The organism is Aeromonas sp. 601039 (assembly GCF_049174415.1).
In the GTDB taxonomy this organism is placed as follows: Bacteria; Pseudomonadota; Gammaproteobacteria; order Enterobacterales; family Aeromonadaceae; genus Aeromonas; species Aeromonas veronii_A.
Map to the genome: position 1 here is coordinate 20,579 of NZ_JAAKTL010000002.1, position 22,725 is coordinate 43,303.

The window sequence follows — 22,725 nt, forward strand, 5'->3', positions numbered from 1 at the left end:
GTGAGAAAGGAAATCAAGCCGCCCAAAAACACAGGCCCGCCTCGAAAGAGGCGGGCCTGCTGCTGAGCGGGGTCAGGAGAAATCACACTTTTGGCTGGTCGATCACCAATTTGCCATCTTTGACCGGAATGGTGGCGCCCGGGGCTTGCTTCATGCGGATCACCCCCTCCTGACCTGCGAGGCGATAGGTCACGTCATAACCAATGGTGTTGACGCTCGTATCCTGCACGGTTTTGCAGCGCTGCTCGGTGGTGGTGTAGGTATCGCCAGCCTGCATATTGCCCTGCACCTGATTACCGGCATAACCCCCCGCGACAGCCCCGGCTGCGGTGGCCACCTTCTTGCCGCTGCCGCCGCCAAACTGGTGGCCAACCACACCACCCAGCGCTGCGCCCACCACGGTACCGAGGATCTTGTGTTCATCCTGTACCGGCTTGCGGTGGGTCACGGTGACGTTGCGACACTCCTGTCGGGGAGTCTTGATGCTCTCGGTGATCGGCTTGCTGGCGATCACCTCGGCAAAGGTGGGCTGGAGTGTAAAGAGGGAGCCGCTGGCCGCCGCCGAGAGTGCCAGGGCCGAGGCGATGCCAATACCGATACCTGCCATCATGGATCTGTTCATCTTGTTGTTCTCCTGCATACCCATCCGGGCTGTTCCAATCTGGCGCCATCTTGTCATAACCGGTTGGCCGGACAAGGCGAGGGGGATGGGCCTGCGACAGGCGCTGGCAAGGTCAAAAAACAGCCACCATGAAAAAGTGTCTGACTTTGGCGACAACGGACTAATAGTGACCAATTTCCGGCGTATGGCGGGCTTTGCCAGTGTGATAAGGAGCAATTCGAGTCGCAATTTGCAAGGCGGGCGGTGAGCAGAATGCCAGAGTGGCAAAGTACTGACGGGGGCAGGTCAAGGGAGATCTTGAACAAGGGCTCTGTTCGTTGAGATGGCCACGCAAGTGCTTGATAAATGGCTCCAGCCCCATCGGATGTTGGCCGATAAGAGATCACGGCAAGCATTTTGCTTTGATTGGGTGAAGCAAAGGGTGAACGGGTCGGCAGACAACCACGTAAGACCTGATATGAAGAAGTTCACCCGAGATCACCGGATCAACGAGGGGGAGATATGTCAATGTTACCCAGCTGGATCACCCCGGCCGTCCAGGCCAACATCATCACGGCGCAGCAGGCCGAACGTCTGCTCTCATCCCTCTACCGGCCACTGCCCGAGCAGGGAGAGGAGCTTCCCGCCGATATCGCCGACATCAGCCTTAAACTCTACTGCTTCCGCCAGCAGGGGCGGGTGCGCCACTAAGGCTGACAAAAGAACACCCCGCGCCAGGCTCGGGGTGTTGTCACTCATGTATCACAGGCCCATCAGGCCAACATCACTTGCGCCACCAGCATCAGGGCGCCAAATCCCAGCACAAAGCCCACCATGGGCAGCACGAACTTGACCCACTTGTTGAACTGGATGCCGAGCATCTGCAGGGTGACCAGCACCAGTCCGGTGGGGGCCAGGAACAGCATGGCGTATTGGCCCCAGTTGTAGGCCGACACCACGATATAGCGGGGGATCATCACGGTATCTGCCAGCGGCGCCATGATGGGCATGGAGAGCACTGCGAGCCCCGAGGAGGAGGGCACCACCAGCCCCAGCAGGGTGAACACCAGCATCTGCGCCACCGCGAACACGGCGCCGTGCATGCCGGAGACCAGATCGGAGGCGTAGGCCAGAATGGTGTCCGAGATCATCCCCTGATCCAGCACCAGATTAACCCCCCGTGCCAGCCCGATGATGAGCGAAACGGCCACCAGCTCCGATGCGCCCTGGGTGAAGGCTTCGACCGCCTCTTTCTCTTTGAGGCCCGAGATAAAAATGATGATGATGGCGATGGTCAGGAAGGAGGCCGCCATCTGCGGGAACCACCAACCGGCCATGGAGACGCCCCACACCATCAGCGGGAAGGCGAGGATAAACAGGGTCAGAATGATCTTGCGGCGCAGGGTGAAGGGTACCCCTTCGTCCATAGAGCCCTCTTTGAGAAAACGGGCGCGAAAACTCTCTCTGTCCTCATAGGTGTAGGAGAAGGCCGGGTTGGCCTTGATCTTCTTGCAGTACCAGTAGAGATAACTGATCACCACCATGGTGCCCACCAGACAGCCAATGGCGCGAAAGATCAGCCCCTCGGTAAAGGGAATGCCGGCGGCATTGGAGGCGATCACCACCGAGAAGGGATTGATGGTGGAGAAGGTGGTGCCCATGGAGGCGGCGAGGAAGATGGCCCCTACGCAGACGATGGAGTCATAGCCGAGCGCCAGAAAGATGGGCACCAGTATGGGGTAGAAGGCGACCGCCTCTTCCTCCAGTCCGCAGGTGGTGCCTCCCAGCGCCATTACGAAGCAGACCAGCGCCACAAACAGGAACTCGTTGCCCCGGGTCTTGCGCGACAACGCCACCAGCCCTGCACTGAAGGCACCTGTCTTGTTGATGACGCCGATCAGCCCCCCGAGCACCAGAATAAAGACGATGATATCCGCCCCCTCTATGGTGCCCTTGACCATGCTGACTGCCACGTCACCGAGCCCCTTGGGCGCTTGCTCCAGCCGTGCATAGGTGCCGGGAATGGCGATGGGCTTGCGGATGGTGCCGTTGGTAAATTGCTCTACCGCAATATTGATATTGAGTTTTGCCAGGGCATCCTGGGTTGCGGGAAGTCGGCTTATTTCCCCCTGTGGGCTATTGACCATCAGGCTTTCACTGGCCGGATTATAAGAGAGTTTGGCATAGGCGCCCGCCGGAATTATCCAGGTCAGCGCAATGGCCAGCAACATAATAAGAAACAGAATGGTAAATGCAGTAGGAAATTGTCTGCGTGGTGTGGTATTCGGCACGGCACACATAAAATGCTCCTTGATAAAGCAGGTTTGGGCTCGGCGGAATATCGGGTCGATAGGGTTTCTGCGTCATACATCCAAGGTACGCAAATTCACTGTGTATTGCGTAGTGATTGGCGAGAAATCTGGCCTGATATTGGACATCCGGTAGATTGTTTCACGTTGTAACCGTAACCCGTGCGCGGCTGGATGAACATGGTGCCATGCTCGCTTTATGGGATGGCTCACAAAATTTATTTTCCATGGATTTAACAGCTGATATGAAATAAAAGTTATTATGCAATAACTATTTCAGCTTTCGTTTTACGCAGCTTGCCTTAAATAAAGGTCATGAAAATAGTGCGTGCCGAGATGAATGAAATGACATATAAGGCAGCTTTGACGGAATAATATTCCACTATCGTCATTTTTCGTTATTCGCCAAAAACAGCCTGTGAAAAAAATGGCACGCTTTCCAGTAACGAAATATTTTTTGCAACGAAAACAGGGAACCCCTGTTGGCAACAGGCTGCCCCTGTCTAAGACGTTTTGCTAATACCTGTCGCCGCAGGCTCGCTGTTAGGCTGTCATCCCCATAAGAGACCAGTGACGGGCAGGATGCCTATGTCGCTGTCTGATCTCTGAATCATCCCGAAACTGCCCGTTTTGTGCCACTTGTGAGGAAGGAATCCGATGACAGTGCAGAACATCTATGAGCGTGACCTTGCCAAAACCGCCGCCAATTTCGAGGCCCTGACCCCCATCAGCTTTTTGGGGAGGGCGGAGCAGGTCTATCCCGACTATCCGGCGCTGTTCCACGGCCCGCTGCGCCAGAGCTGGGGCCAGACCGCCCGCCGTTGCCGCCAGCTGGCCTCGGCCCTGCGGCTGAGCGGTATCGGAGAGGGGGATACCGTCTCCATCGTTGCGCCCAATATCCCGGCGATGTTTGAAGCCCACTTCGGGGTGCCCATGAGCGGCGCCGTGCTCAACACCATCAATACCCGGCTCGATGCCGAGTCGATGGCCTTTATCTTCCAGCATGCCCAGAGCAAGGTGGTGCTGGTAGACAGGGAGTTTGGCGCCGTGGTGCGCAAGGCGCTGGGTCTGCTGGAGAGCCAACCGCTGGTCATCGCCATCGATGATCCCCTCTACCGGGAGGGGGCGCTTATCAGTGACCTCGACTATGAACAGTTCCTTGCGCAAGGGAGTGGCGATGAGCCCGGCTGGCTGCCCCAAGATGAGTGGCAGGCCATCTCCCTTAACTACACCTCCGGCACTACCGGCAATCCCAAGGGGGTGGTCTATCACCATCGCGGCGCCCACCTCAACGCCATCAACAACGTGCTCTCCTGGGAGCTGCCCAAACACCCCGTCTATCTCTGGACCTTGCCGATGTTTCACTGCAACGGCTGGTGTTTCCCCTGGACGCTGGCGGCCACCGCCGGGGTGAGCGTCTGCCTGCGGCATGTGCAGGCGGCCGCCATTTATGAGGCGCTGCACGAGCACAAGGTGAGCCACTTCTGCGCAGCGCCCATCGTGCTCAATATGCTCAACAATGCCGATCCGGCGCTCAAGCAGGGGCTGGATCACCCCATCAAGGTGATGACCGCTGGCGCTGCGCCCCCCGCCACCGTGATCGCCGGTATGGAAGCGATGGGGATCGCCGTGACCCACGTCTATGGCCTCACCGAAACCTATGGCCCCTGCGTGTTGTGCGAACCGCAAAGAAGCTGGCAAGGTCAGGATGCCACGGCGCTCTCCCGCCTCAAGGCGCGCCAGGGTGTTGCGTCGCCTCTGCAGGGGGAGATGCGGGTCATCAATCCGGTCAGTGGCGAACCGGTGGCCAAAGATGGCAAAACCATGGGGGAGATAGTGCTGCGCGGTAATGTGGTGATGAAGGGATATCTGAAAAATCCGGCTGCCAGCGCCGAGGCGATGGCGGAGGGGTGGTTTCGCAGTGGCGATCTGGCGGTATGGCACCCGGATGGTTATGTGGAGATCAAGGACAGATCCAAGGACATCATCATCTCCGGCGGGGAGAATATCTCCAGTCTGGAGGTGGAGGACGTGCTCTATCGCCATCCCGATGTGGACGAAGCGGCAGTGATCGCCATGCCCGATGAGAAGTGGGGGGAGGTGCCCTGCGCCTTCGTGAAACTGAAAGAGGGGAGAGAGACTACTCAGGCGGATCTTATCGCCTTTTGCCGTGATCAGATGGCCCACTTCAAGGCGCCCAAGCGGATCATCTTTACCCCGCTGCCGAAGACCTCGACCGGCAAAGTGCAAAAGTTTGTGCTGCGCAAACAGTTGGGGTAGCCGCCTGTTCGTAAGGAGCCAGCACAGCCATTCATCTGAGTAATAAACAAGGGAGTATGGAGGGCTGCTGGCCCTCCCGTTGTATGGCTAGGGTGCCTTGCACGCGACGCAGTTGCGGCCGCTCTGTTTGGCCTGATAGAGCATCTGATCTGCGCGGGCGTAGAGGCTCTCCATCAGCTCCCCCTCGCCATTTTCCACCAGTCCGGCGCTGATGGTGATGACCAGCTTATCTCCATCTGGCAGGGGCAGCGGGCTTTGCATCACCTGAAGGCGCAGCCGCTCGGCCAGGGATGCGGCGGCCGAGAGGGTGGTGTTGGGCAGCAAGATGGCAAACTCGTCACCGCCGATGCGGGCCAGCACATCTTCGCTGCGCAGCACCGATTGCATCACCCTGCCCAGATGGATCAGCGCCTGATCGCCCAGCGGGTGACCGTAGCGATCGTTGATGCATTTGAACTGATCCACATCCAGCACTATCAGCACAGAGGTGAGCTGGTGGCGCATGTTCATACTCAGGTTCTTTTCGCACACCTCGAAGAAGAAACGGCGGTTATAAAGTCCGGAGAGGCTGTCACGAACCGATTGATATTGCAGTTGTTCCTTGAGCTGGTGCAGCTCGGTGATATCGGAGGAGATACCGATCAGGGTGGGGGTACCATCAGCCAGCTTGAAGGGGACTTTGACAGACCAGTAGTAATGTTGCTTGCCTTCGGTATCGGTCAGTGACTCTTCACCGGCTTGCAGCTCACCCGTTTCGAACACCCGGTTGTCCAGCTGCCACAGCTGGTTGGCTCCGTGTGGGGAGAACAGCTCATTATCGCTGCGGTTGATGATCTGTTCGGCGGGTAAACCGAGCAGGGCACACACCTTCTGATTGACGTAGAGAAAGCGGTGCTGGCTGTCCTTCATATAGATATGGGCATCCACATTGGCCAGGATGATCTCCAGCAACTGATGCTGCTCGGCCATACGGGCCTCAATCAGCTTGTGTTCCGTGATATCGGTGGAGATGCCGCACAGACCGATCAGGTTGCCATCTCGGTCGTACATCGGCTTTTTCACGCTCCAGTAGACCCGTTTCTCTCCCGTGGGTTTGAGGTAGTTGATCTCCTCCCGGGCGATGGCGACCTGCTGCTCCAGCACCTGACGATCATTTCGTCTCAGATCTTCCGAGAAGTCGAGGTCAAAAAAGGCGCGATCATCCTTGCCTTGCAGTTCGGCCAGGGTACAACAAAAGAGATCCAGCACAGCCTGATTGGCATAGATATAACGGCCATCCAGATCCTTGGTAAAGAGGTAAGCCCCCATCTCGTTAAAGATGGATCTGAGGTGATCCAGCTCGTGCTGCAATCGGGTGGAGAAGGGTTCATCCTTCATGAAGTTGGCCATCCTTGGGTCGCTGTGATGGGTTGGCTGAACACGAGGCCAACGTGCATCAACTGCTTTAAATTAAGCACTCTTCACGGCATATTTCTCATTTATTTCCGCAGGTTCTGCGTTATGTCACATGGTTGTAACCTCTTAGCAAATCAAAGGAAATCAGTTGAGTCCATGGTTGTTGAGATAGCTTGCCACCATGTATCGACCCCGTATCATCGGCTCTCGACAGAGAAGTTGAACAACAGCTAAATAAACCTCCCCGAGTGGCAAAAAGGGTAACGAACAGGTCTTTAGTCAAACTATTTCCTCGGTGTCCCTGATATCATCTCCAGCAACGCAATATGGAGAGATACGAGATGGTAGTGGCACCGTTTAATTGGAATGACACAGTTCAGTGGGACGGGCCGGGGGCCATTGCGGGTAGCGAAGAGAGTTTGAGCGCAGATCGGCTGGATCGCGCCCGCTATGCCGAATTTCTGACCAACTACCTCGCCGCCGAAGGCAAGCAGCGCAACTATGTGCTCAACCTCAATGCCGAGTGGGGGGCGGGTAAAACCTGGTTTATCAAGCGCTGGTATATGGAGCTGAAAGCGCACTATCCCACTGTCTATATCGACGCCTGGCAGCAGGACTTTTCCGATGATCCCTTATTGACGGTGATTTCGTCGATTATCGATCAATTGAAAGATGCAACAGGAAATAAGGTTTCCATACCTGATGGCATCAAGCCCAAGCTATTGGGTTTGCTCAAGCTGGGCGGAAAATTGGTGCTCAAGTCTGCTATTAAAAAAGCTGGACTTGAAGATGGTGATTTTTCTGTGGAAGGCGAAGACGCAGATAAGCTGGTTGATACACTTTGCAGCAATCACAAAGAGCGTTATGAATCTATCCAGTATCTTAAACAAGAAATTCGGCAATGGGTTGAAGCTGCGGTTTCAGCAAACTTAGACCAATTGGATGGCCAAGGTCGATTGGATTATCCAGCCTTTATTCTGATTGATGAGCTGGATCGCTGTCGCCCCTCCTATGCGGTAGAAATGCTGGAGACCATAAAACATATTTTTGATATTCCCGGCGTGGTTTTTGTACTTGCAACCGATACCGAGCAGTTACAGCATGCTATCAAGGTAATTTATGGCGATGGTTTTGATGCAGAAAGTTATCTTGGCCGATTTTTTCATAGACGATTTACGTTAGGCAGTATCTCTCGGCGAGAGTTTATTAAGCAGGCAGTTGTAGATAAAAAATTGCATTTTGAGCATGTCACTGTATGGCCTGAGATCACTAATAGCCAAGTGTTGGTAAATGTATTAACTGCTGTTTGTGATCATTTTTCATTGAGCTTAAGAAAAACAGAGCAAGTGTTGGATCGAACGATCGCCTCCATCGTAAATTACCAAGGTTGCACATTAAATCTGATTTTTCTTGTTTACCTGTTCTCTCTATGCGAGAAAAATAATGAAGATTATCGCGCTGTAGCGGATGGCAAAATGCCTAAGACAGATAACCATCCTACTTTGAAAGGTTTTAATAGTCTGACAAGTGAGTATGAAGAACAACATTTTCAATGTTTTATAAAAGCAGGGAGTACTATAGGAAGTTATATTAAGTATGTCGATGGTGAACGATATACAAATCCATTTAAAGATAGTGAATATATGGTTTCCTTGAGAAACATTTTAGTCATGTCTTATGAGGGGCTATTGAAGCCGACTTTAGATGATGAATATTCATCTCGTTTTATCTCGTTAACAATAGATTGTGTTGGGCGTATGCGGAATTTGACTGTAGAAGAAAATACTATTTTGGCAGAAAAGGAACTGTCACTATTGGAGCGACGCTTAACAACGTATAAAAATTTAGTTGAGCTAGCCGTGCATCTTGACTAAATAAAGCCGGGGTAACCCGGCTTTATTATCAGTTTATTTATTATGCCGCTTATAAAGCCGCTGAACGACATCCTGTAATCCCAGCCCTTCATTTTGTAGCAGTACGGTCAGGTGGTAGAGCAGATCGGCGGATTCGTTGATGAGCTCCTCTCGATCCTTGGCCATGGCGGCCAGCGCCACCTCAACTCCTTCCTCACCTACCTTCTGGGCGATGCGCTTGGTCCCTTTGCCATAGAGGCTGGCGGTGTAGCTGGTGGCCGGATCGGCCCCTTTGCGGGCTGCCAGCACCTGCTCCAGCTCTGCCAGAAAACCGAGGGGCGGCAGAGGGTGACCATGGAAGCAGGAGGTTGTCCCTTTATGGCAGGTGGGGCCGACGGGGTTGGCGGCAATCAGCAGGGAATCCTGATCACAGTCGGTGCTGATAGCGACGAGTTGGAGCACATTGCCCGAGCTTTCACCCTTGGTCCAGAGCCGCTGTTTGCTGCGGCTAAAGAAGGTGACCTGACCGGTAGTCTGGGTCTTCTCCAGCGCCTCGCGGGTCATAAAGCCCTGCATCAGCACCTCGCCGCTGGCGGCATGCTGGACGATGGCGGGGATCATGCCATCGCATTTTTCCCAGTCGAGCTGTTCAATTAATAAGTTGGAATTATGCACGGGTATCGGCTCCTCTATTATCAGACCGGCACTCTGGGCGGGGGATCATGGCGCATTTACACTTTTCCCAGTCGAGCTGCTCGGCAAGGGGGCGCGTGCTGGCGGTTGTTTGTGCATTTTCAGAGAAGTTATTCACGGATGGCGACTCCTTCGGTTTTCAGCCAGCGTTTCAATTCGGGAATGGGGATAAGGCCCTTGTGGAACACAGAGGCGGCCAGCGCCCCGTCCACATCGGCGAGGGTAAAGGCATCGCGAAAGTGCGCCATGGCACCGGCGCCGCCGGAGGCAATCAGCGGCACCTTGCAGACGCTGCGCACCAGCTTGAGCTGGTCGAGATCATAACCCTGACGCATGCCGTCCTGATTCATCACGTTCAGCACGATTTCGCCCGCGCCGCGTTTTTGCACCTCCTGTACCCAGTCGAGGGTGTGCCAGGCGGTGGTGCGGGTGCGGCTCTCGTCACCGGTAAACTGTTTGACCTGATAGTGGCCTGTTTCGGCATCGAAGTAGGAGTCAATGCCCACCACTACGCACTGCACGCCAAAGCGCTCGGCCAGTCGGCTGATGAGGGTTGGGTCGGCCAGGGCCGGGGAGTTGATGGAGACCTTGTCGGCGCCAAATTCGAGGATCTGGCGGGCATCTTCCACGCTCTTGATGCCACCGGCGACGCAGAAGGGGATATCGATCACCTCCGCTACCCGGCTCACCCAGCTCTTGTCCACCACCCGCGCATCGCTGGAGGCGGTTATGTCATAGAACACCAGCTCGTCAGCACCCTCTTCGGCGTAGCGGCGCGCCAGCTCGACTATGCCGCCCATCACCTCGTGGTTGCGAAACTGCACCCCTTTGACCACCACGCCATCTTTCACGTCGAGACAGGGGATAATGCGTCTTGCCAGCATCAGTTGCCTCCTCTGGTATCGGCAGCGGGCGCTTGCCAGCAGGCGATAGCGTCACCTACCGAGAATTTGCCCTCCAGCAGGGCGCGGCCAAGGATGATCCCCTTGACGCCGGAGCCCTTGAGCGCCTCGATATCCGCGATGCCGCCAATGCCGCCGGAGGCCTGAAAGGCGACACTCGGGTAGCGGGCGCAGAGATCCCGATAGAGTTCGACATTGGTGCCAGCCAGGGTGCCGTCACGGCTGATGTCGGTGCAGAGCACGTGCTTGAGACCGGCGGGGAGGAAGCGTTCGATCAGCGCTTCGATGGTCACCCCGCTGTTCTCCTGCCAGCCTGCTACCGCGATATGGCGATTGCCCTGCTCATCGATATTGACGTCCAGGGCCAGCACGATCTGCTCGGGGCCGTATTTCTCCATCCAGCTGGCTACCAGATCCGGGGATTTGACGGCGGTGGAGCCAATCACCACCCGGCTGGCGCCGGCGGCCAAGAGGTCTGCCACATCCTGTTCGGTACGTACGCCACCGCCGACCTGCACCGGCGCTTCGGTGGCTGACAGCAGTTGGGTCAGCAGGGGCAGCTGGCGCGCCTTGGCATCCTTGGCACCGTCCAGATCCACCAGATGGAGCTGCACCGCCCCCTGGGAGACATATTCGTCGAAGCGGGCCTGCGGGCTGCTGCTGTATTCGGTCTTCTGCTCGTAGTCCCCCTGATAGAGGCGAACCACCTGACCGTTGATAAGGTCAATTGCGGGAATGATCATGCTAGTCACAGCTCCAGAAAGTTTTGCAGCAAACGGGCACCGGCTACGCCTGAGCGCTCCGGGTGGAATTGGGCGCCGAAGAAGTTGCTGTGCTCTGCAACCCCACCGACGATGGCGGTAAACGGCTGGCCGTAGTCGCAGGTCGCCAGCGTCGCTTCGGTCACCTCCAGCGCATACGAGTGAACAAAGTAGAAGTAGCTGCCGCTCGGGATCCCCTTGAGCAGAGGATGGGTCTCGTCATGCTCAATCTGGTTCCAGCCCATATGGGGCAGCCGCAGATTACCGACCTCCATCAGCCGGATCTTGCCCGGCACTATGCCAAGGCAGTCGATAAGCTGCTCTGACGAGTCATCCGTACCCATGCTCTCTTCGGAGGCCTCCGCCAGCATCTGCATACCGAGGCAAAAGCCCAACAGCGGCTGCTTGGCGGCGCGAATAAGGGGCACTAGTCCGCGCTCGTTGAGGTTTTTCATGGCGGCCACCGCGGTGCCGACACCGGGCAGGATCAGCTTGTCCGCCTGCTCGATATCGGCGGCCTGGCTGGAGACCAGCGGCTGCACGCCGAGGCGCTCGAATGCCATGCGCACCGAGGCCAGATTGGCACAGCCGGTGTCGATGATGACCAGCTTCTGCTTGCTCACATCCATCACAGCACTCCCTTGCTGGAGGGAAGCTCGCTCCCTTCCACCCGAATGGCCTGACGCAGGGCGCGGCCAAAGCCTTTGAACAGCGCTTCCACCTGATGGTGGGTGTTGCCGTTGCCCACCTTCATCTGCAGGGTGATGGCCATGGCGTCTGACAGCGAGCGGAAAAAGTGGGGCACCATCTCAGTGGCCATCTCGCCGACGTTGTCGCGGCCAAAACCGCTCGGGCAGTCAAACACGAAGTAGGGGCGACCGCTGAGATCCAGTGCGGTGCTCACCTCCTGCTCGGTCAGCGGGCGCGCATCGATCACTGCCTGCACCTCGTCCATCGCCAGCACGAAGCCGAAGCGACCGATCCCGCGCTTGTTGCCAAGGGCCTGACGCAGCGCCTGACCCAGCGCCAGCCCCACATCCTCTACCGTGTGGTGATCGTCGATATGCAGATCGCCGCTGACGTTCAGCTTGAGCTGGAAACCGGCGTGGGTGGCAATTTGATCCAGCATGTGATCAAAGAAGCCGATACCGGTGGCGATCTGGTTGCCGCCGCTCTTGTTTGTGGCAGAAGGGTCCAAATCTACCGCTACCTGAATGCGGGTCTCCTTGGTGTTACGCTCCACCGAGGCTACGCGCCCCTTGGACAACAGCTGATCACGGATGGCGAGCCAGTCGTGATCCTGTGGGTGGTAGCGAATACCGCCAATGCCCATATTCTCGGCCAGCTGCAGATCGGTCTGGCGATCGCCAATCACGAAGGAGTTGGCAAAGTCGATACGACCGGAGGCGAGATACTCCTTTACCAGCCCGAGGTGGGGCTTGCGGCAGCTGCAGCCGTCGGTGGGGAAGTGCGGGCAGATCAGCACCTGCTCCCAGTTCACCCCTTGCGATTCAAACAGGTGCATCATCAGGTCGTGGGGTGGCTGGAAGTTCTCCAGCGGCAGGCTGGCGGTGCCCAGCCCATCCTGATTGGTCACCATCACCAGCACGTAGCCAGCAGCCTGCAACTCGCGCAACACCGGAATGACCATGGGCTCGAAGCGCAGCTTGGCGAGGCTATCCACCTGCTTGTCGGTCACCGGCTCTTCAATCAGGGTGCCGTCGCGGTCGATAAACAAAAACGGGGTCTTCATCGCTACATCCTTGTCTTACAAAGTGGGAGAGGGCATATCACGCAGTACCGCCAGCACGGCATCCATCTCGCCCTGATAGCCGATGGTGACGCGAATGCTGTTATCCAAGCCGGGTTTTGTCGAGAAATCCCGCAGTATGATGCCGGCAGCCTTCATGGCAGCAAAGACGGCGGCGCCATCCACAAAGCGCACCAGCACGAAGTTGCCCTTGTCCTCGAATACTTCCTTCACGCAGGCAAGCTTTGTCAGCTCTGCCTTGAAGGCGGCTTTTTGCTTGTTGAGCTCTACCACTCGCTCGCGCATCAGCTCCAGTCCCATGGGGGAGAGGGCCTGCGCCGCGATCTGGGCGATGGGCTCGGGGATGGGATAGGGGGCGATCACCTTGGCCAGCATGGCGATCACCTCGGGGCTTGCCAGCGTAAAGCCACAGCGGATCCCCGCCAGAGCAAAGGCTTTGGAGAGGGTGCGGGTCACCACCAGATTGGGGAAGCGGGCCAGCAGGTCCACTACGGACGCCTCGGGGCAGAACTCGATATAGGCCTCGTCCACCACCACGATGGCGCGATCCCGCGCCTTCTCCAACAGGGCAATAAGTCCATCGCGACCCACCAGATCCCCGGTGGGGTTGTTGGGGGAGCAGAGAAACACCAGCTTCACGTCACTGAGGCGATCGGCAATGGCGGGCCAGTCTGGCTGACGGTTGGCGGTCAGCGGCTGTTCGACGATGCCCACGCCACAGGTCTCGGCGCTGATGGCGTACATGCCGTAGGTGGGCGGGCAGATGAGGATCTGATCTTCACCCGCTTCACAGAAGGTGCGGATCAAGAGCTCGATGGCCTCATCGGCGCCGCGGCTCACCAGCACCTGATCCGGATTAACCCCGGCATAGGCGGCATAGCCGTTCACCACCTCGGCCGGTTGGCACTCAGGGTAGCGGTTGAGACGGCTCCCCTCGATGGTGAAGGGATAGGCCTGCGGCGCCTCGTTGGCGTTGAGCCAGACGTGGCCCTTGCCGCCGATGCGGCGGGCGGATTGATAAGGGGTGAGGGCCCGCACCACGCGGCGCGCCAGATTGGCAATGCTCATGACAAATCCTTCTGCTGTGCTGTTGGTTGGGGCGCGGTGGCCAAGGCATTCAACCTGAGGGTGACGGCATTTTTGTGGCCATCGAGCCCCTCGGCCTGGGCGATACGCTCGACGATAGGGCCAAGGCCCTGAATACCGCGCTCACTCAGCTCCTGCACCGTGTAGCGGCGCTGATAATCGGCGAGGCCAAGGCTGGAGCAGGTGCGGGCATAGCCGTAGGTAGGCAGAGTGTGGTTGGTGCCGCTGGCGTAATCGCCGACCGACTCGGGGGTCCATGCTCCGAGAAAGATGGAACCGGCGTTCTCGAGTTTATCCAGCAGATCGCGGGGGGCTCGGGTCTGCACGATCAGGTGCTCCGGCGCATAGGCGTTGGAGATGGCACACGCCTCGGCCAGATCGTCACAGAGGATCACCAGACTGCTGCCGAGCGCCTGCGCGGCGATATCGCGGCGGCTCAACTTGGCCAGCTGGCTCTTGATCTCCCCTGCGATGGCATCGGCCAACAGGGGCGAGGTAGTCACCAGCACCACCTGGCTGTCGGGGCCATGCTCGGCCTGGGAGAGCAGATCTGCTGCCACGAAGGCGGGGTTGGCGCTCTCGTCGGCAATCACCAGCACCTCGGAGGGGCCGGCGGGCATGTCGATGGCGGCGCCGCGCCAGTCGCGGGATACCTGTCCCTTGGCTTCGGTCACATAGGCGTTGCCCGGGCCGAAGATCTTGTCCACCTTGGGAATGCTCTCGGTGCCGTAAGCCATCGCCGCGATGGCCTGGGCGCCGCCGATGGCGAACACCTTCTCGACGCCGCAGGCGCGGGCGGCAAACAGGATCTCGTCGCTCGCCGGAGACGGGGTGCAGAGCACCACTTCACGGCAACCGGCTAAGCGTGCCGGAATGGCCAGCATCATCACGGTGGAGGGGAGCGGCGCGCTGCCCCCCGGCACATAGAGGCCGACCCGACTGATGGGCTGGGTGCGCAGCTCGCATACCACCCCGGGCTGGGTTTCTACCCGTACCAATGGCTGCACTTGCGCGGCGTGGAAGGTGCGAATATTGGCAATCGCCGCTTCGATGGCGCTTTTGATGTCGTTATCCAGCCGCGCGCAGGCGGCTTCAATCTCTGCCTCGCTAACGCGCAACTGCTCACGGGGGGCGCGCTCGAAGCGCTGGCTCAGCTCGCGCAGGGCCTCATCGCCACGGCTACGCACTGCAGCGATGATGTCCCGTACCACGAGGCCGATATCGGCCTCGTCATTGAGGGCAGGGCGGGTCAGCACATCGGCTTGCTGGGCGGGGGAGAGGGTCTTCCAGATCAGGGTCTGCATGATTTCCCTTCCTTATTCCATCATCTTTTCGATGGGCAGCACCAGAATGGAGCTGGCACCGAGGGCCTTGAGCTGCTCCATGGTCTCCCAGAACAGGGTCTCGCTGGAGACGACGTGCAGCGCCACCTGATTGGTGTCACCGGCCAGCTGCATGATGGTGGGGCGCTCGGCACCCGGCAGCAGATCGGTGATGGCATCGAGCTTGTCTTTGGGGGCGTGCAGCATGATGTATTTGCTCTCGCGGGCCTGCTGCATCCCCTGAATGCGGGGCAGCAGTTTGTCGATGAGCTTCTGCTTGGCATCGGACAAGGGGTTGGGGGCCTGTACCAGCACAGCCTTGGAGCGGTAGATCACCTCCACCTCTTTGAGGCCATTGGCTTCCAGGGTCGCACCGGTGGAGACCAGATCGCAGATGGCATCGGCGAGACCCGCGCGGGGTGCCACTTCCACCGAGCCGCCCAGCATCACGCTCTTGAAGCCGAGACCCTTGTCGTCAAAGAAGCGCTTGAGCAGCCCGGGATAGGAGGTCGCGATGCGTTTGCCGGCAAGACTCGCTGGCCCTGTATAGTTCACATCTTCTGGCACCGCCAGCGAGAGGCGGCAGCCACCAAAGTCCAGCTGCTTGAGGGTTTTGACCTCGAAGGGTAGTCCCTGTGAAGCGCGAATAAGCTGCACCTCTTCCAGCACGTTCTCGCCGATGATGCCAAGGTCAACCACCCCTTCCATCACCAGACCCGGGATGTCGTCATCGCGCACCCGCAAGATATCGATGGGCATGTTCTCGACATGGGCGATAAGGCGCTGCTCGCGCAGGTTGATTTTCAGGCCGCAGCTCTTGAACAGGGCTTGGGAGTCCTGGCTCAGACGACCGGACTTTTGCATGGCGATACGTAGACGTTGTGTTTCCATTGCTCGATTTCCTTCTAGTCAAAAACGAAAAAACCCTCGGAAGTGGGTGCTTCCGAGGGTTTATGAATCTTGCGGTCCTTTTGGAAGTCACCAGTTAAGTGTCCTCCAGCAGTCAACCTCCTGAAAGACTAGTCGGGATGATGATGGTGGTGATGAGTCTTCAGGGTGGTGAACTTCATGTAATCAATCCTTTACAAAATAAGATGTCGTAATTGACGCCTGATTTAAACTACCTGCCTTGACAGAAAATGCAACCCGAAATTGTGATTTGATCGATTAAAGTTGAGAAAACGGTTTTCTGGTCGATAACTAGACAATAACCCCCGCAGGAGTTTGTATCATGCCCAGCCAGGACCTGTTGTTCCCCATTTTGCCCCGGGCACCTGCCGCGCCCGGTAGCGAAGAGATCAAGCGGGAAGTGAACCAGATCAGCAAGAAACATCAACTGCGCAAGACCGGCACTGACAACAGTGACTCCCAGCAGCGCCAGCAGGCTTATAACACGCCCGCCAAGCGTGATCAGCCAAAGGCGGAGGAGGACGATCACAAGCCGGATCCCGATCACCAGATCGATCTGTTCGTCTAGGCGCAGAATCAGTCCCGCTTTTGCCACACTTTTGGCATAATGGCCGCTTTTGCTGCGGGACGCCCTTTTGACCATCCAGACCCTGTTCAAGCCAGATGGCCCTCTGGCCAGCCATATCGACGGTTTCAAAGCCCGCGCTCCCCAACTGGAGATGGCCGAAGCGGTCGCGCGCGCCATCAAAAGTGGTGGCCGTCTGCTAGTGGAGGCGGGGACAGGTACCGGCAAGACCTACGCCTATCTGGTGCCAGCGCTGGAGTCCGGCAAGCGGGTGGTGATCAGCACCGGCTCCAAGAACCTGCAGGAGCAGCTCTTCTATCGGGATCTCCCGACCATCACAGGGGCGCTCTCCTACACCCCGCCGGTGGCCCTGCTCAAGGGACGCAGCAACTATCTCTGCATCGAGCGGATGAACCGGCTCTTGAGCGAATCCCATCTGCAAAAGCCTGAAATCCTGAACGATCTGGTGAAGGTCAAATCCTGGTCCACCGCTACCGATAACGGCGATGTGGGGGATATTCCAGGATTGCAGGAGAACGCCGAGATCCTCGCCCACGTCACCAGCACCAACGACAACTGCCTCGGTCGCGACTGCCCCTATTACGACGACTGCCATCTGGTGGTGGCCCGACGCCGCGCCATGGACGCCCAGGTGGTGGTGATCAACCACCACCTCTTCTTCGCCGATATGGCGGTGAAAGACACCGGATTTGGTGAGTTGGTGCCGGAGGCGCAAGTCTATGTGTTTGACGAGGCGCACCAGCTGCCGGAGATCGCCACCAACTACTTCGGCAAGTCGGTAGGCAGCCGAACGATTCAGGATCTGGCGCAGGATATCCAGCTGGCCTATCGGGCAGAGGCCCACGACATGGCCCAGCTCGGCAAGGCGGCGGACAGGCTTGCCATCGCCAGTCAGGATCTGCGGCTCGCCTTCGGGGTGGATGGCGGTCGTGGTAATACCCGCGACATGCTGCGCCAGCCGCTTTGGGGGCAGGCTTTGGCTCGTCTTAACGATGCCATCGGGCTTTGCTACGAGGTGCTGAAACTGGCTCTTGGCCGTGGCGAGCAGCTGGATCACGCCTTCGAGCGAATCAGTGAACTGCGCACCCGCCTGGGTGAAGTGCTGGCGGTCAACCAGACCGGTTTCTCCTACTGGTACGACTGCTCACGGCTTCATTTCACCCTCAATCTGACGCCGCTGTCGGTGGCCGAGCGATTCAGTGCCGAGGTGCAAAGACCGGAAGTGGCCTGGGTCTTCACCTCCGCCACCCTGACGGTGGATATGCGCTTTGATCACTTCAAGGCCGAGCTGGGGCTGGCAGGCAGCGCCGAGCTTATTCTCGACAGCCCGTTCGACTATGGCGAGCAGGCGCGGCTCTGTGTGCCCCGCTATCTGCCGGAACCCAACGCCTTTGGCCGTGGCGAGCAGCTGGCCAATCTGATGATCCCCCTCATCAACAAGACACCGGGGGGCTGTTTCTTCCTCTGCACCAGCCATCAGGTGATGCGTCAGGTGGCTGAGGTGCTGCGCCGGGAGATTGGCCGCACCGTCTTGTTGCAGGGGGAGGACAACAAGCAGCGGCTGCTCAAGGAGTTTGTCGAGAATGGCCGTGCCGTGCTGGTGGCGACCAGCAGTTTCTGGGAGGGGATCGACGTGCGAGGGGCGGCGTTGTCGTGTGTTATCATCGACAAGCTGCCGTTTGCCAGCCCCGATGATCCGCTGCTCAAGGCGCGGGTGGATGATTGCAAGCTCAAGGGGGGCGATCCCTTCGCCGAGCTGCAGTTGCCCAAGGCGGTGATTGCCCTCAAGCAGGGGGTGGGGCGGCTTATTCGTGATCGCACTGATCACGGGGTGCTGGTGATCTGTGATCCCCGAATGGTCAACAAACCTTACGGCGCCACCTTTATCAAGAGTCTGCCCGCCATCCCCCGTACCCGGGAGTTGGGAACGTTGGGGAGCTTTTTCGATCGCACTGAACGCGGTGAATAATAAGTGTGCCGCCAGATAACAGATTTAAACAACGGGTGAGCATATCTCGCTTGCCGGTTATGTAATTGACTGATTTTATAGAGATTGGAAAGCATGAACGAGTTGAAGATCCTGGCCGTTGATACCGCTACCGAAGCCTGCTCCGCCGCCTTGCTGGTGGGTGACAAGCTGTTCTCCCGCTGGGAGGAGGCGCCACGGGATCACACCCGAAAAATCCTGCCCATGGTTCAGGCTGTGTTAGAGGATGCCGGGATAAGTTTGAGTGACCTCGATGCCATCGCGTTCGGCCGCGGCCCGGGCTCCTTTACCGGCGTGCGGATCGGCATCAGTGTGGCGCAAGGTCTGGCGTTTGGTGCAGGTGTGCCGCTGATTGGCATCTCGACCTTGGCCGCCATGGCGCAAGGCGCCTATCGACTGGATGGCGCCGAGCAGGTGCTGACCGCCATCGATGCGCGGATGAACGAGGTCTATTTCGGCCGCTATGAGCTGATTGATGGCCGCATGCAGCTGGTGGGGGACGAGGTGGTGAGCGAGCCCGCGGCACTGGTTGACGTCCGTGGCAAGCTGGCGGGCCCAGTGACCTGCGTCGGCACTGGTTTTGAGACCTATGGCGAGACCCTGAGTGGTCTGGCCGATGAGCTGGAGGTGAGCCAGGTGCGTTTCCCGGCGGCAGAAGATATGTTGCCGCTGGCCCGCGCCGCCTGGCTGGCGGGGGAGGCGGTGCCGGTGGAGCAGGCGACGCCGGTCTATTTGCGTGACAAGGTGACCTGGAAAAAACTGCCGGGTCGCGAATAAGGGCAGGAGCACTGACAGCATGTCGCTCTTGCCGCTCATCAGCTGCAATAAAAGCGGGTGGCCCCGACAGGCCACGCTGGCAACAGGAGAGTGACATGATGCGTAATACCAGAAGCGATATGATGAAACGCACTATGGTGGTCGGGGCGCTGGCCCTGCTGCTCGGGGCCTGCAGCTCGGTTCCCAAGGAGCTGGCCTATGAGCCTGAAAACCAGCTGGTGGCCTATCAGCCCGCCCTTGGCGGAATGGAGGGCAAGCCGGCGCGCTGGAGCGGCGTTATCTCGGCGGTGCACAACAAGGCGGATCAGAGCGTTATTGAAGTGGTCTATCTGCCGCTCAAGTCCAACGGTGTGCCGGAGCAGACCGAGCAGAGCCCGGGCCGTTTTCTGGCTATCATGAAGGGTTTTGTCGATCCGACCCTCTACGCCAAGGGGCGCAGTCTGACGGTGCTTGGTACCATAGGCCAACCGGTTGATAGCCAGATTGGCGAGCACAAGTACCGCTTCTCGGTGCTCAATGTGACGGGCAGCAAGCTGTGGCCGCCAGTCAAGGAGGTGGAGGTGCGCTATATGGACCCCTACTTCTACGACCCCTTCTATGATCCCTTCTGGCCGAGACGGCCGCTGCGTCGTTAAGGCTTGCCATGATCAACAGCATCAAAAGCACTCTGCACGAACGTCTGCTCACCTTGGCAGATGGTCGGCAGGTGGCCCTGCTTGAGAATCAACTCGCGGATCTGGCTCAGCAGGGCAAACCCCTGCTGATCGCCCTGCATGGCTGGCTCGACAACAGTGCCAGCTTCTTGCCGCTGGCGCCGCATCTGGGGGATTTTCACCTCATCTGTGTCGATCTGCCGGGGCACGGTCACTCCGATCACAAAGCCACCCCCTATGTCTTTGTCGACTGGCTGGACGATCTCTACCAGATCGTGCAGGCGGCGGGCTGGTCGCGTTTCACTCTGCTCGGCCACTCCCTCGGGGCGCTGATCGCCTCCGCCTATGCCGGGGTGTTCCCCGAACAGGTGGAGCGGTTGATCATGCTGGAGGGGCTGGGCCCGCTCAGTCAGCCCGATGAGGAGGTACCTGCCCAGCTGCGACGTGCGATTTTAAACCGCAGTCGCACCCGGGAGCGCAGTGCCAACGGCTTTGCTTCCATCGATGAGGCTGTCGCCGCCCGTTGCAAAGTGGCGGATATCACGCCGCAGGCGGCGCGCCTTATCTGTGAACGGCAGCTTGAAGAGCGGGCAGGGCGCTGGTACTGGCGCAGCGACCCCCGCTTGCGGGATCTTTCACCCCTGAGAATGAGCGAAGGACAGGCTCGTGCATTGATGGTGGCTATCCGTTGTCCTGTGCTGTTGATTCAGGGGGAGCAGGGCTTTGCTGCGCTTGAAGCCCAATGGCAGGCCCGTCAGGATGCCTTCCAGCAGATCGAGCGGGTCATATTGGGTGGAAACCACCATTTTCATATGGAAAATTCGGTTGATACGGCCGTTTGTATCGTAAAGTTTTGTCAAGTTCGGTAGAATCGCCAGCTTTCAATAATTCCAGGTTTGTTTTCTCCCTCACATTTTTCTGTTGTTAATTTGCTGTTAATTGATGTTGCGCTGTGTAAATATGTGCGGCATTAGAGCATCAGCTTAAAACAACCGATTAAAATGGATGTGAACCGGGACGGAGGCAACACAGTGAGCGCACAGGTGCTAGTTATGCAGGAGAAGTTTGTGGAAAAAGTCTGGCTGAAACGTTATCCGGAAGGGGTCCCCGCCGAGATCAATCCAGACCAATACAGCTCCCTGGTCGAGATGTTCGAATCCTCGGTGACCCAGTTTGCCGATCAGCCCGCCTTCGTCAACATGGGCCAAACCATCACCTACCGCCGACTGGAAGAGCAGTCCCGCGCCTTTGCTGCCTACCTGCAAAACGAGCTGAAGCTGGAGAAAGGGGATCGGGTTGCGGTGATGATGCCTAACCTGCTCCAATACCCCATCGCCGTGTTCGGCATCCTGCGCGCCGGCATGATAGTGGTCAACGTCAACCCGCTCTATACCCCGCGCGAGCTGGAGCATCAGCTCAAAGACTCCGGTGCCAAGGCCATCGTCATCGTCTCCAACTTCGCCCATACCCTGGAAAAAGTGGTCTACGACACCCCGATCAAGCACGTTATCCTGACCCGGATGGGTGACAATCTGGGGCTGGCCAAGGGCACCCTGGTCAACTTCGTGGTCAAGTACGTCAAGAAGCTGGTGCCGAAATACAATCTGCCCCACGCCACCACCATGCGTCAGGCCCTCTCCAAGGGGCGTTTCCTGCAGTACATCAAGCCGGAGATCACCAACGACGATCTCGCCTTCCTGCAGTACACCGGTGGCACCACCGGCCTCTCCAAAGGGGCCATGCTGACCCATCGAAACATGATTGCCAACGTCGAGCAGTGCCTCGGCGTCTACGGCCCCATGCTGGAGCGTGGCAAGGAGTTCGTGGTCACCGCGCTGCCGCTCTATCACGTCTTCGCCCTGACCGTGAACTGCCTGCTCTTTATGCGTATCGGCGGTTACAACCTGCTGATCAGCAACCCGCGCGACATCCCGGGGTTTGTCAAAGAGATCAAGAAGTACCCCTTCACCTGCATTACCGGCGTCAACACCCTGTTCAACGCCCTGGTCAACAATGCCGAGTTCCAGAGCATCGCTTTTGACAAGCTCAAGCTCACCATCGGTGGCGGCATGGCGGTGCAACGGGCGGTGGCGGAGCAGTGGAAGAAGCTGACCGGCACCCCGCTGCTTGAAGGTTACGGCCTGACCGAGTGCTCACCGCTGGTGAGCGTCTGCCCCTACGATCTGAGTGATTACAACGGCTCCATCGGCCTGCCGGTCTGCTCCACCGATATCCGTCTGGTGGATGACAACGGTCAGGTGATCCATGAATTCGGTACCCCGGGCGAAATGCAGGTACGTGGCCCGCAGGTGATGGTGGGGTACTGGCAGCGTCCCGAGGCGACCGCCGAAGTGATGCAGGATGGCTGGCTCTGTACCGGTGATATCGCCGTGTGCGATGAGCAGGGCTTCTTCAAGATCGTTGACCGCAAGAAGGACATGATCCTGGTCTCCGGTTTCAACGTCTATCCGAACGAGATCGAAGATGTCGTTGCCCTGCACCCGAAAGTGCTGGAAGTGGCCGCTGTCGGTGTGCCACACAAGGTCTCCGGCGAGCTGGTGAAGATCTTTGTGGTCAAGAAAGATGCAAAATTGCAGGAGGACGAGATTATTGCCCACTGCCGCAAACATCTGACTGCCTATAAGGTGCCGAAACTGGTAGAATTTCGTGACGAACTTCCCAAGACCAATGTGGGCAAGATCCTGCGCCGCGTACTGCGCGACGAGGAGATTGCCAAGCAATAACCGGACTGCAGCTGCAGAACCCTCTGCAAACCAGCACCGTCGTTATGCAAAACCGTGGGTCATCCCACGGTTTTTTCTTTTTGGCCCTGATCAACC

At 58.1% G+C, this 22,725-nt stretch carries 20 protein-coding genes and 1 other annotated feature; of the genes, 9 read left to right on the forward strand and 11 right to left on the reverse strand.

Annotated features, from left to right (window positions below):
• Window positions 1-82: 82 nt before the first annotated feature.
• Complete coding sequence (locus tag G5195_RS01980; RefSeq protein WP_213388654.1) at window positions 83-622, reverse strand: glycine zipper 2TM domain-containing protein; 540 nt, start codon at window positions 620-622, stop codon at window positions 83-85.
• A gap of 501 nt (window positions 623-1,123) precedes the next feature.
• On the opposite strand from G5195_RS01980, the gene G5195_RS01985 reads away from it, so the two are divergent.
• A complete protein-coding gene (locus G5195_RS01985) occupies window positions 1,124-1,312 on the forward strand; it encodes a hypothetical protein (protein WP_265774386.1) in 189 nt (62 codons plus the stop codon).
• Window positions 1,313-1,374: 62 nt separating this feature from the next.
• On the opposite strand, the gene G5195_RS01990 is transcribed toward G5195_RS01985, so the two are convergent.
• Window positions 1,375-2,901, reverse strand: a complete 1,527-nt coding sequence (locus G5195_RS01990; RefSeq protein WP_421221684.1) for a YfcC family protein — start codon at window positions 2,899-2,901, stop codon at window positions 1,375-1,377.
• A gap of 666 nt (window positions 2,902-3,567) precedes the next feature.
• On the opposite strand from G5195_RS01990, the gene G5195_RS01995 reads away from it, so the two are divergent.
• Window positions 3,568-5,190, forward strand: a complete 1,623-nt coding sequence (locus tag G5195_RS01995; protein WP_421235780.1) for an acyl-CoA synthetase — start codon at window positions 3,568-3,570, stop codon at window positions 5,188-5,190.
• Between the two features lie 87 nt (window positions 5,191-5,277).
• Here the strand turns inward: G5195_RS01995 and G5195_RS02000 are convergent, their stop codons facing one another.
• Window positions 5,278-6,567: a sensor domain-containing diguanylate cyclase gene (locus G5195_RS02000; protein ID WP_421221688.1), complete on the reverse strand. Its 1,290-nt coding sequence runs from the start codon at window positions 6,565-6,567 to the stop codon at window positions 5,278-5,280.
• Between the two features lie 359 nt (window positions 6,568-6,926).
• On the opposite strand from G5195_RS02000, the gene G5195_RS02005 reads away from it, so the two are divergent.
• Complete coding sequence (locus G5195_RS02005; RefSeq protein WP_421221690.1) at window positions 6,927-8,459, forward strand: KAP family P-loop NTPase fold protein; 1,533 nt, start codon at window positions 6,927-6,929, stop codon at window positions 8,457-8,459.
• 33 nt (window positions 8,460-8,492) lie between these two features.
• On the opposite strand, the gene hisIE is transcribed toward G5195_RS02005, so the two are convergent.
• The 8 genes from hisIE to hisG form a co-directional block, all read right to left on the reverse strand.
• Window positions 8,493-9,113, reverse strand: coding sequence for a bifunctional phosphoribosyl-AMP cyclohydrolase/phosphoribosyl-ATP diphosphatase HisIE (gene hisIE, locus G5195_RS02010; protein ID WP_421221692.1), 621 nt, complete (start codon window positions 9,111-9,113; stop codon window positions 8,493-8,495).
• Between the two features lie 128 nt (window positions 9,114-9,241).
• Window positions 9,242-10,015 (reverse strand): imidazole glycerol phosphate synthase subunit HisF, encoded by a 774-nt coding sequence (hisF, locus tag G5195_RS02015; protein WP_019446757.1) that lies wholly within the window; start codon window positions 10,013-10,015, stop codon window positions 9,242-9,244.
• The gene (gene hisA / locus G5195_RS02020) at window positions 10,015-10,776 is read right to left on the reverse strand and encodes a 1-(5-phosphoribosyl)-5-[(5-phosphoribosylamino)methylideneamino]imidazole-4-carboxamide isomerase (protein WP_040096996.1); all 762 of its coding nucleotides are present in this window, start codon (window positions 10,774-10,776) and stop codon (window positions 10,015-10,017) included. Before hisA ends, hisF begins: the two co-directional genes overlap by 1 nt.
• A 5-nt stretch (window positions 10,777-10,781) precedes the next feature.
• On the reverse strand, window positions 10,782-11,423 hold the full coding sequence (hisH, locus tag G5195_RS02025; RefSeq protein WP_338454711.1) for an imidazole glycerol phosphate synthase subunit HisH: 642 nt from the start codon (window positions 11,421-11,423) through the stop codon (window positions 10,782-10,784).
• Window positions 11,423-12,547: a bifunctional histidinol-phosphatase/imidazoleglycerol-phosphate dehydratase HisB gene (gene hisB / locus G5195_RS02030; RefSeq protein ID WP_421235781.1), complete on the reverse strand. Its 1,125-nt coding sequence runs from the start codon at window positions 12,545-12,547 to the stop codon at window positions 11,423-11,425. The genes hisH and hisB overlap by 1 nt, the downstream gene beginning before the upstream one ends.
• 15 nt (window positions 12,548-12,562) lie before the next feature.
• On the reverse strand, window positions 12,563-13,633 hold the full coding sequence (hisC, locus tag G5195_RS02035; protein ID WP_421235782.1) for a histidinol-phosphate transaminase: 1,071 nt from the start codon (window positions 13,631-13,633) through the stop codon (window positions 12,563-12,565).
• The gene (gene hisD, locus G5195_RS02040) at window positions 13,630-14,955 is read right to left on the reverse strand and encodes a histidinol dehydrogenase (RefSeq protein ID WP_421221701.1); all 1,326 of its coding nucleotides are present in this window, start codon (window positions 14,953-14,955) and stop codon (window positions 13,630-13,632) included. The genes hisC and hisD overlap by 4 nt, the downstream gene beginning before the upstream one ends.
• 12 nt (window positions 14,956-14,967) lie before the next feature.
• Entirely contained in the window at window positions 14,968-15,864 is an 897-nt protein-coding gene (hisG, locus tag G5195_RS02045) for an ATP phosphoribosyltransferase (RefSeq protein WP_151285979.1), read from the reverse strand.
• Window positions 15,865-15,892: 28 nt separating this feature from the next.
• Window positions 15,893-16,017, reverse strand: a sequence feature (His leader region).
• Window positions 16,018-16,204: 187 nt separating this feature from the next.
• Here hisG and G5195_RS02050 point away from each other — a divergent pair.
• From G5195_RS02050 to fadD, 6 genes are all read left to right on the forward strand, one after another.
• On the forward strand, window positions 16,205-16,450 hold the full coding sequence (locus G5195_RS02050; RefSeq protein ID WP_139408228.1) for a hypothetical protein: 246 nt from the start codon (window positions 16,205-16,207) through the stop codon (window positions 16,448-16,450).
• 67 nt (window positions 16,451-16,517) lie between these two features.
• Complete coding sequence (locus G5195_RS02055; protein WP_139461532.1) at window positions 16,518-18,437, forward strand: ATP-dependent DNA helicase; 1,920 nt, start codon at window positions 16,518-16,520, stop codon at window positions 18,435-18,437.
• 93 nt (window positions 18,438-18,530) lie between these two features.
• Window positions 18,531-19,232, forward strand: a complete 702-nt coding sequence (gene tsaB, locus G5195_RS02060; RefSeq protein ID WP_338454717.1) for a tRNA (adenosine(37)-N6)-threonylcarbamoyltransferase complex dimerization subunit type 1 TsaB — start codon at window positions 18,531-18,533, stop codon at window positions 19,230-19,232.
• A 119-nt stretch (window positions 19,233-19,351) separates the two neighbouring features.
• Window positions 19,352-19,867, forward strand: coding sequence for a Slp family lipoprotein (locus G5195_RS02065; protein ID WP_019446435.1), 516 nt, complete (start codon window positions 19,352-19,354; stop codon window positions 19,865-19,867).
• A gap of 8 nt (window positions 19,868-19,875) precedes the next feature.
• The gene (locus G5195_RS02070; RefSeq protein WP_421235783.1) at window positions 19,876-20,754 is read left to right on the forward strand and encodes an alpha/beta fold hydrolase; all 879 of its coding nucleotides are present in this window, start codon (window positions 19,876-19,878) and stop codon (window positions 20,752-20,754) included.
• A 198-nt stretch (window positions 20,755-20,952) separates the two neighbouring features.
• Window positions 20,953-22,629 (forward strand): long-chain-fatty-acid--CoA ligase FadD, encoded by a 1,677-nt coding sequence (fadD, locus tag G5195_RS02075; RefSeq protein ID WP_421221804.1) that lies wholly within the window; start codon window positions 20,953-20,955, stop codon window positions 22,627-22,629.
• The last annotated feature ends 96 nt before the right edge of the window (window positions 22,630-22,725 follow it).

Coding starts and splice junctions, on each gene's coding strand:
- G5195_RS01980 (WP_213388654.1), bottom strand. CDS start 622: ATGAACAGATCCATGATGGCAGGTATCGGTATTGGCATCGCCTCGGCC.
- G5195_RS01985 (WP_265774386.1), top strand. CDS start 1,124: ATGTCAATGTTACCCAGCTGGATCACCCCGGCCGTCCAGGCCAACATC.
- G5195_RS01990 (WP_421221684.1), bottom strand. CDS start 2,901: ATGTGTGCCGTGCCGAATACCACACCACGCAGACAATTTCCTACTGCA.
- G5195_RS01995 (WP_421235780.1), top strand. CDS start 3,568: ATGACAGTGCAGAACATCTATGAGCGTGACCTTGCCAAAACCGCCGCC.
- G5195_RS02000 (WP_421221688.1), bottom strand. CDS start 6,567: ATGAAGGATGAACCCTTCTCCACCCGATTGCAGCACGAGCTGGATCAC.
- G5195_RS02005 (WP_421221690.1), top strand. CDS start 6,927: ATGGTAGTGGCACCGTTTAATTGGAATGACACAGTTCAGTGGGACGGG.
- hisF (WP_019446757.1), bottom strand. CDS start 10,015: ATGCTGGCAAGACGCATTATCCCCTGTCTCGACGTGAAAGATGGCGTG.
- hisA (WP_040096996.1), bottom strand. CDS start 10,776: ATGATCATTCCCGCAATTGACCTTATCAACGGTCAGGTGGTTCGCCTC.
- hisH (WP_338454711.1), bottom strand. CDS start 11,423: ATGGATGTGAGCAAGCAGAAGCTGGTCATCATCGACACCGGCTGTGCC.
- hisB (WP_421235781.1), bottom strand. CDS start 12,547: ATGAAGACCCCGTTTTTGTTTATCGACCGCGACGGCACCCTGATTGAA.
- hisC (WP_421235782.1), bottom strand. CDS start 13,633: ATGAGCATTGCCAATCTGGCGCGCCGCGTGGTGCGGGCCCTCACCCCT.
- hisD (WP_421221701.1), bottom strand. CDS start 14,955: ATGCAGACCCTGATCTGGAAGACCCTCTCCCCCGCCCAGCAAGCCGAT.
- hisG (WP_151285979.1), bottom strand. CDS start 15,864: ATGGAAACACAACGTCTACGTATCGCCATGCAAAAGTCCGGTCGTCTG.
- G5195_RS02050 (WP_139408228.1), top strand. CDS start 16,205: ATGCCCAGCCAGGACCTGTTGTTCCCCATTTTGCCCCGGGCACCTGCC.
- tsaB (WP_338454717.1), top strand. CDS start 18,531: ATGAACGAGTTGAAGATCCTGGCCGTTGATACCGCTACCGAAGCCTGC.
- G5195_RS02065 (WP_019446435.1), top strand. CDS start 19,352: ATGATGAAACGCACTATGGTGGTCGGGGCGCTGGCCCTGCTGCTCGGG.
- G5195_RS02070 (WP_421235783.1), top strand. CDS start 19,876: ATGATCAACAGCATCAAAAGCACTCTGCACGAACGTCTGCTCACCTTG.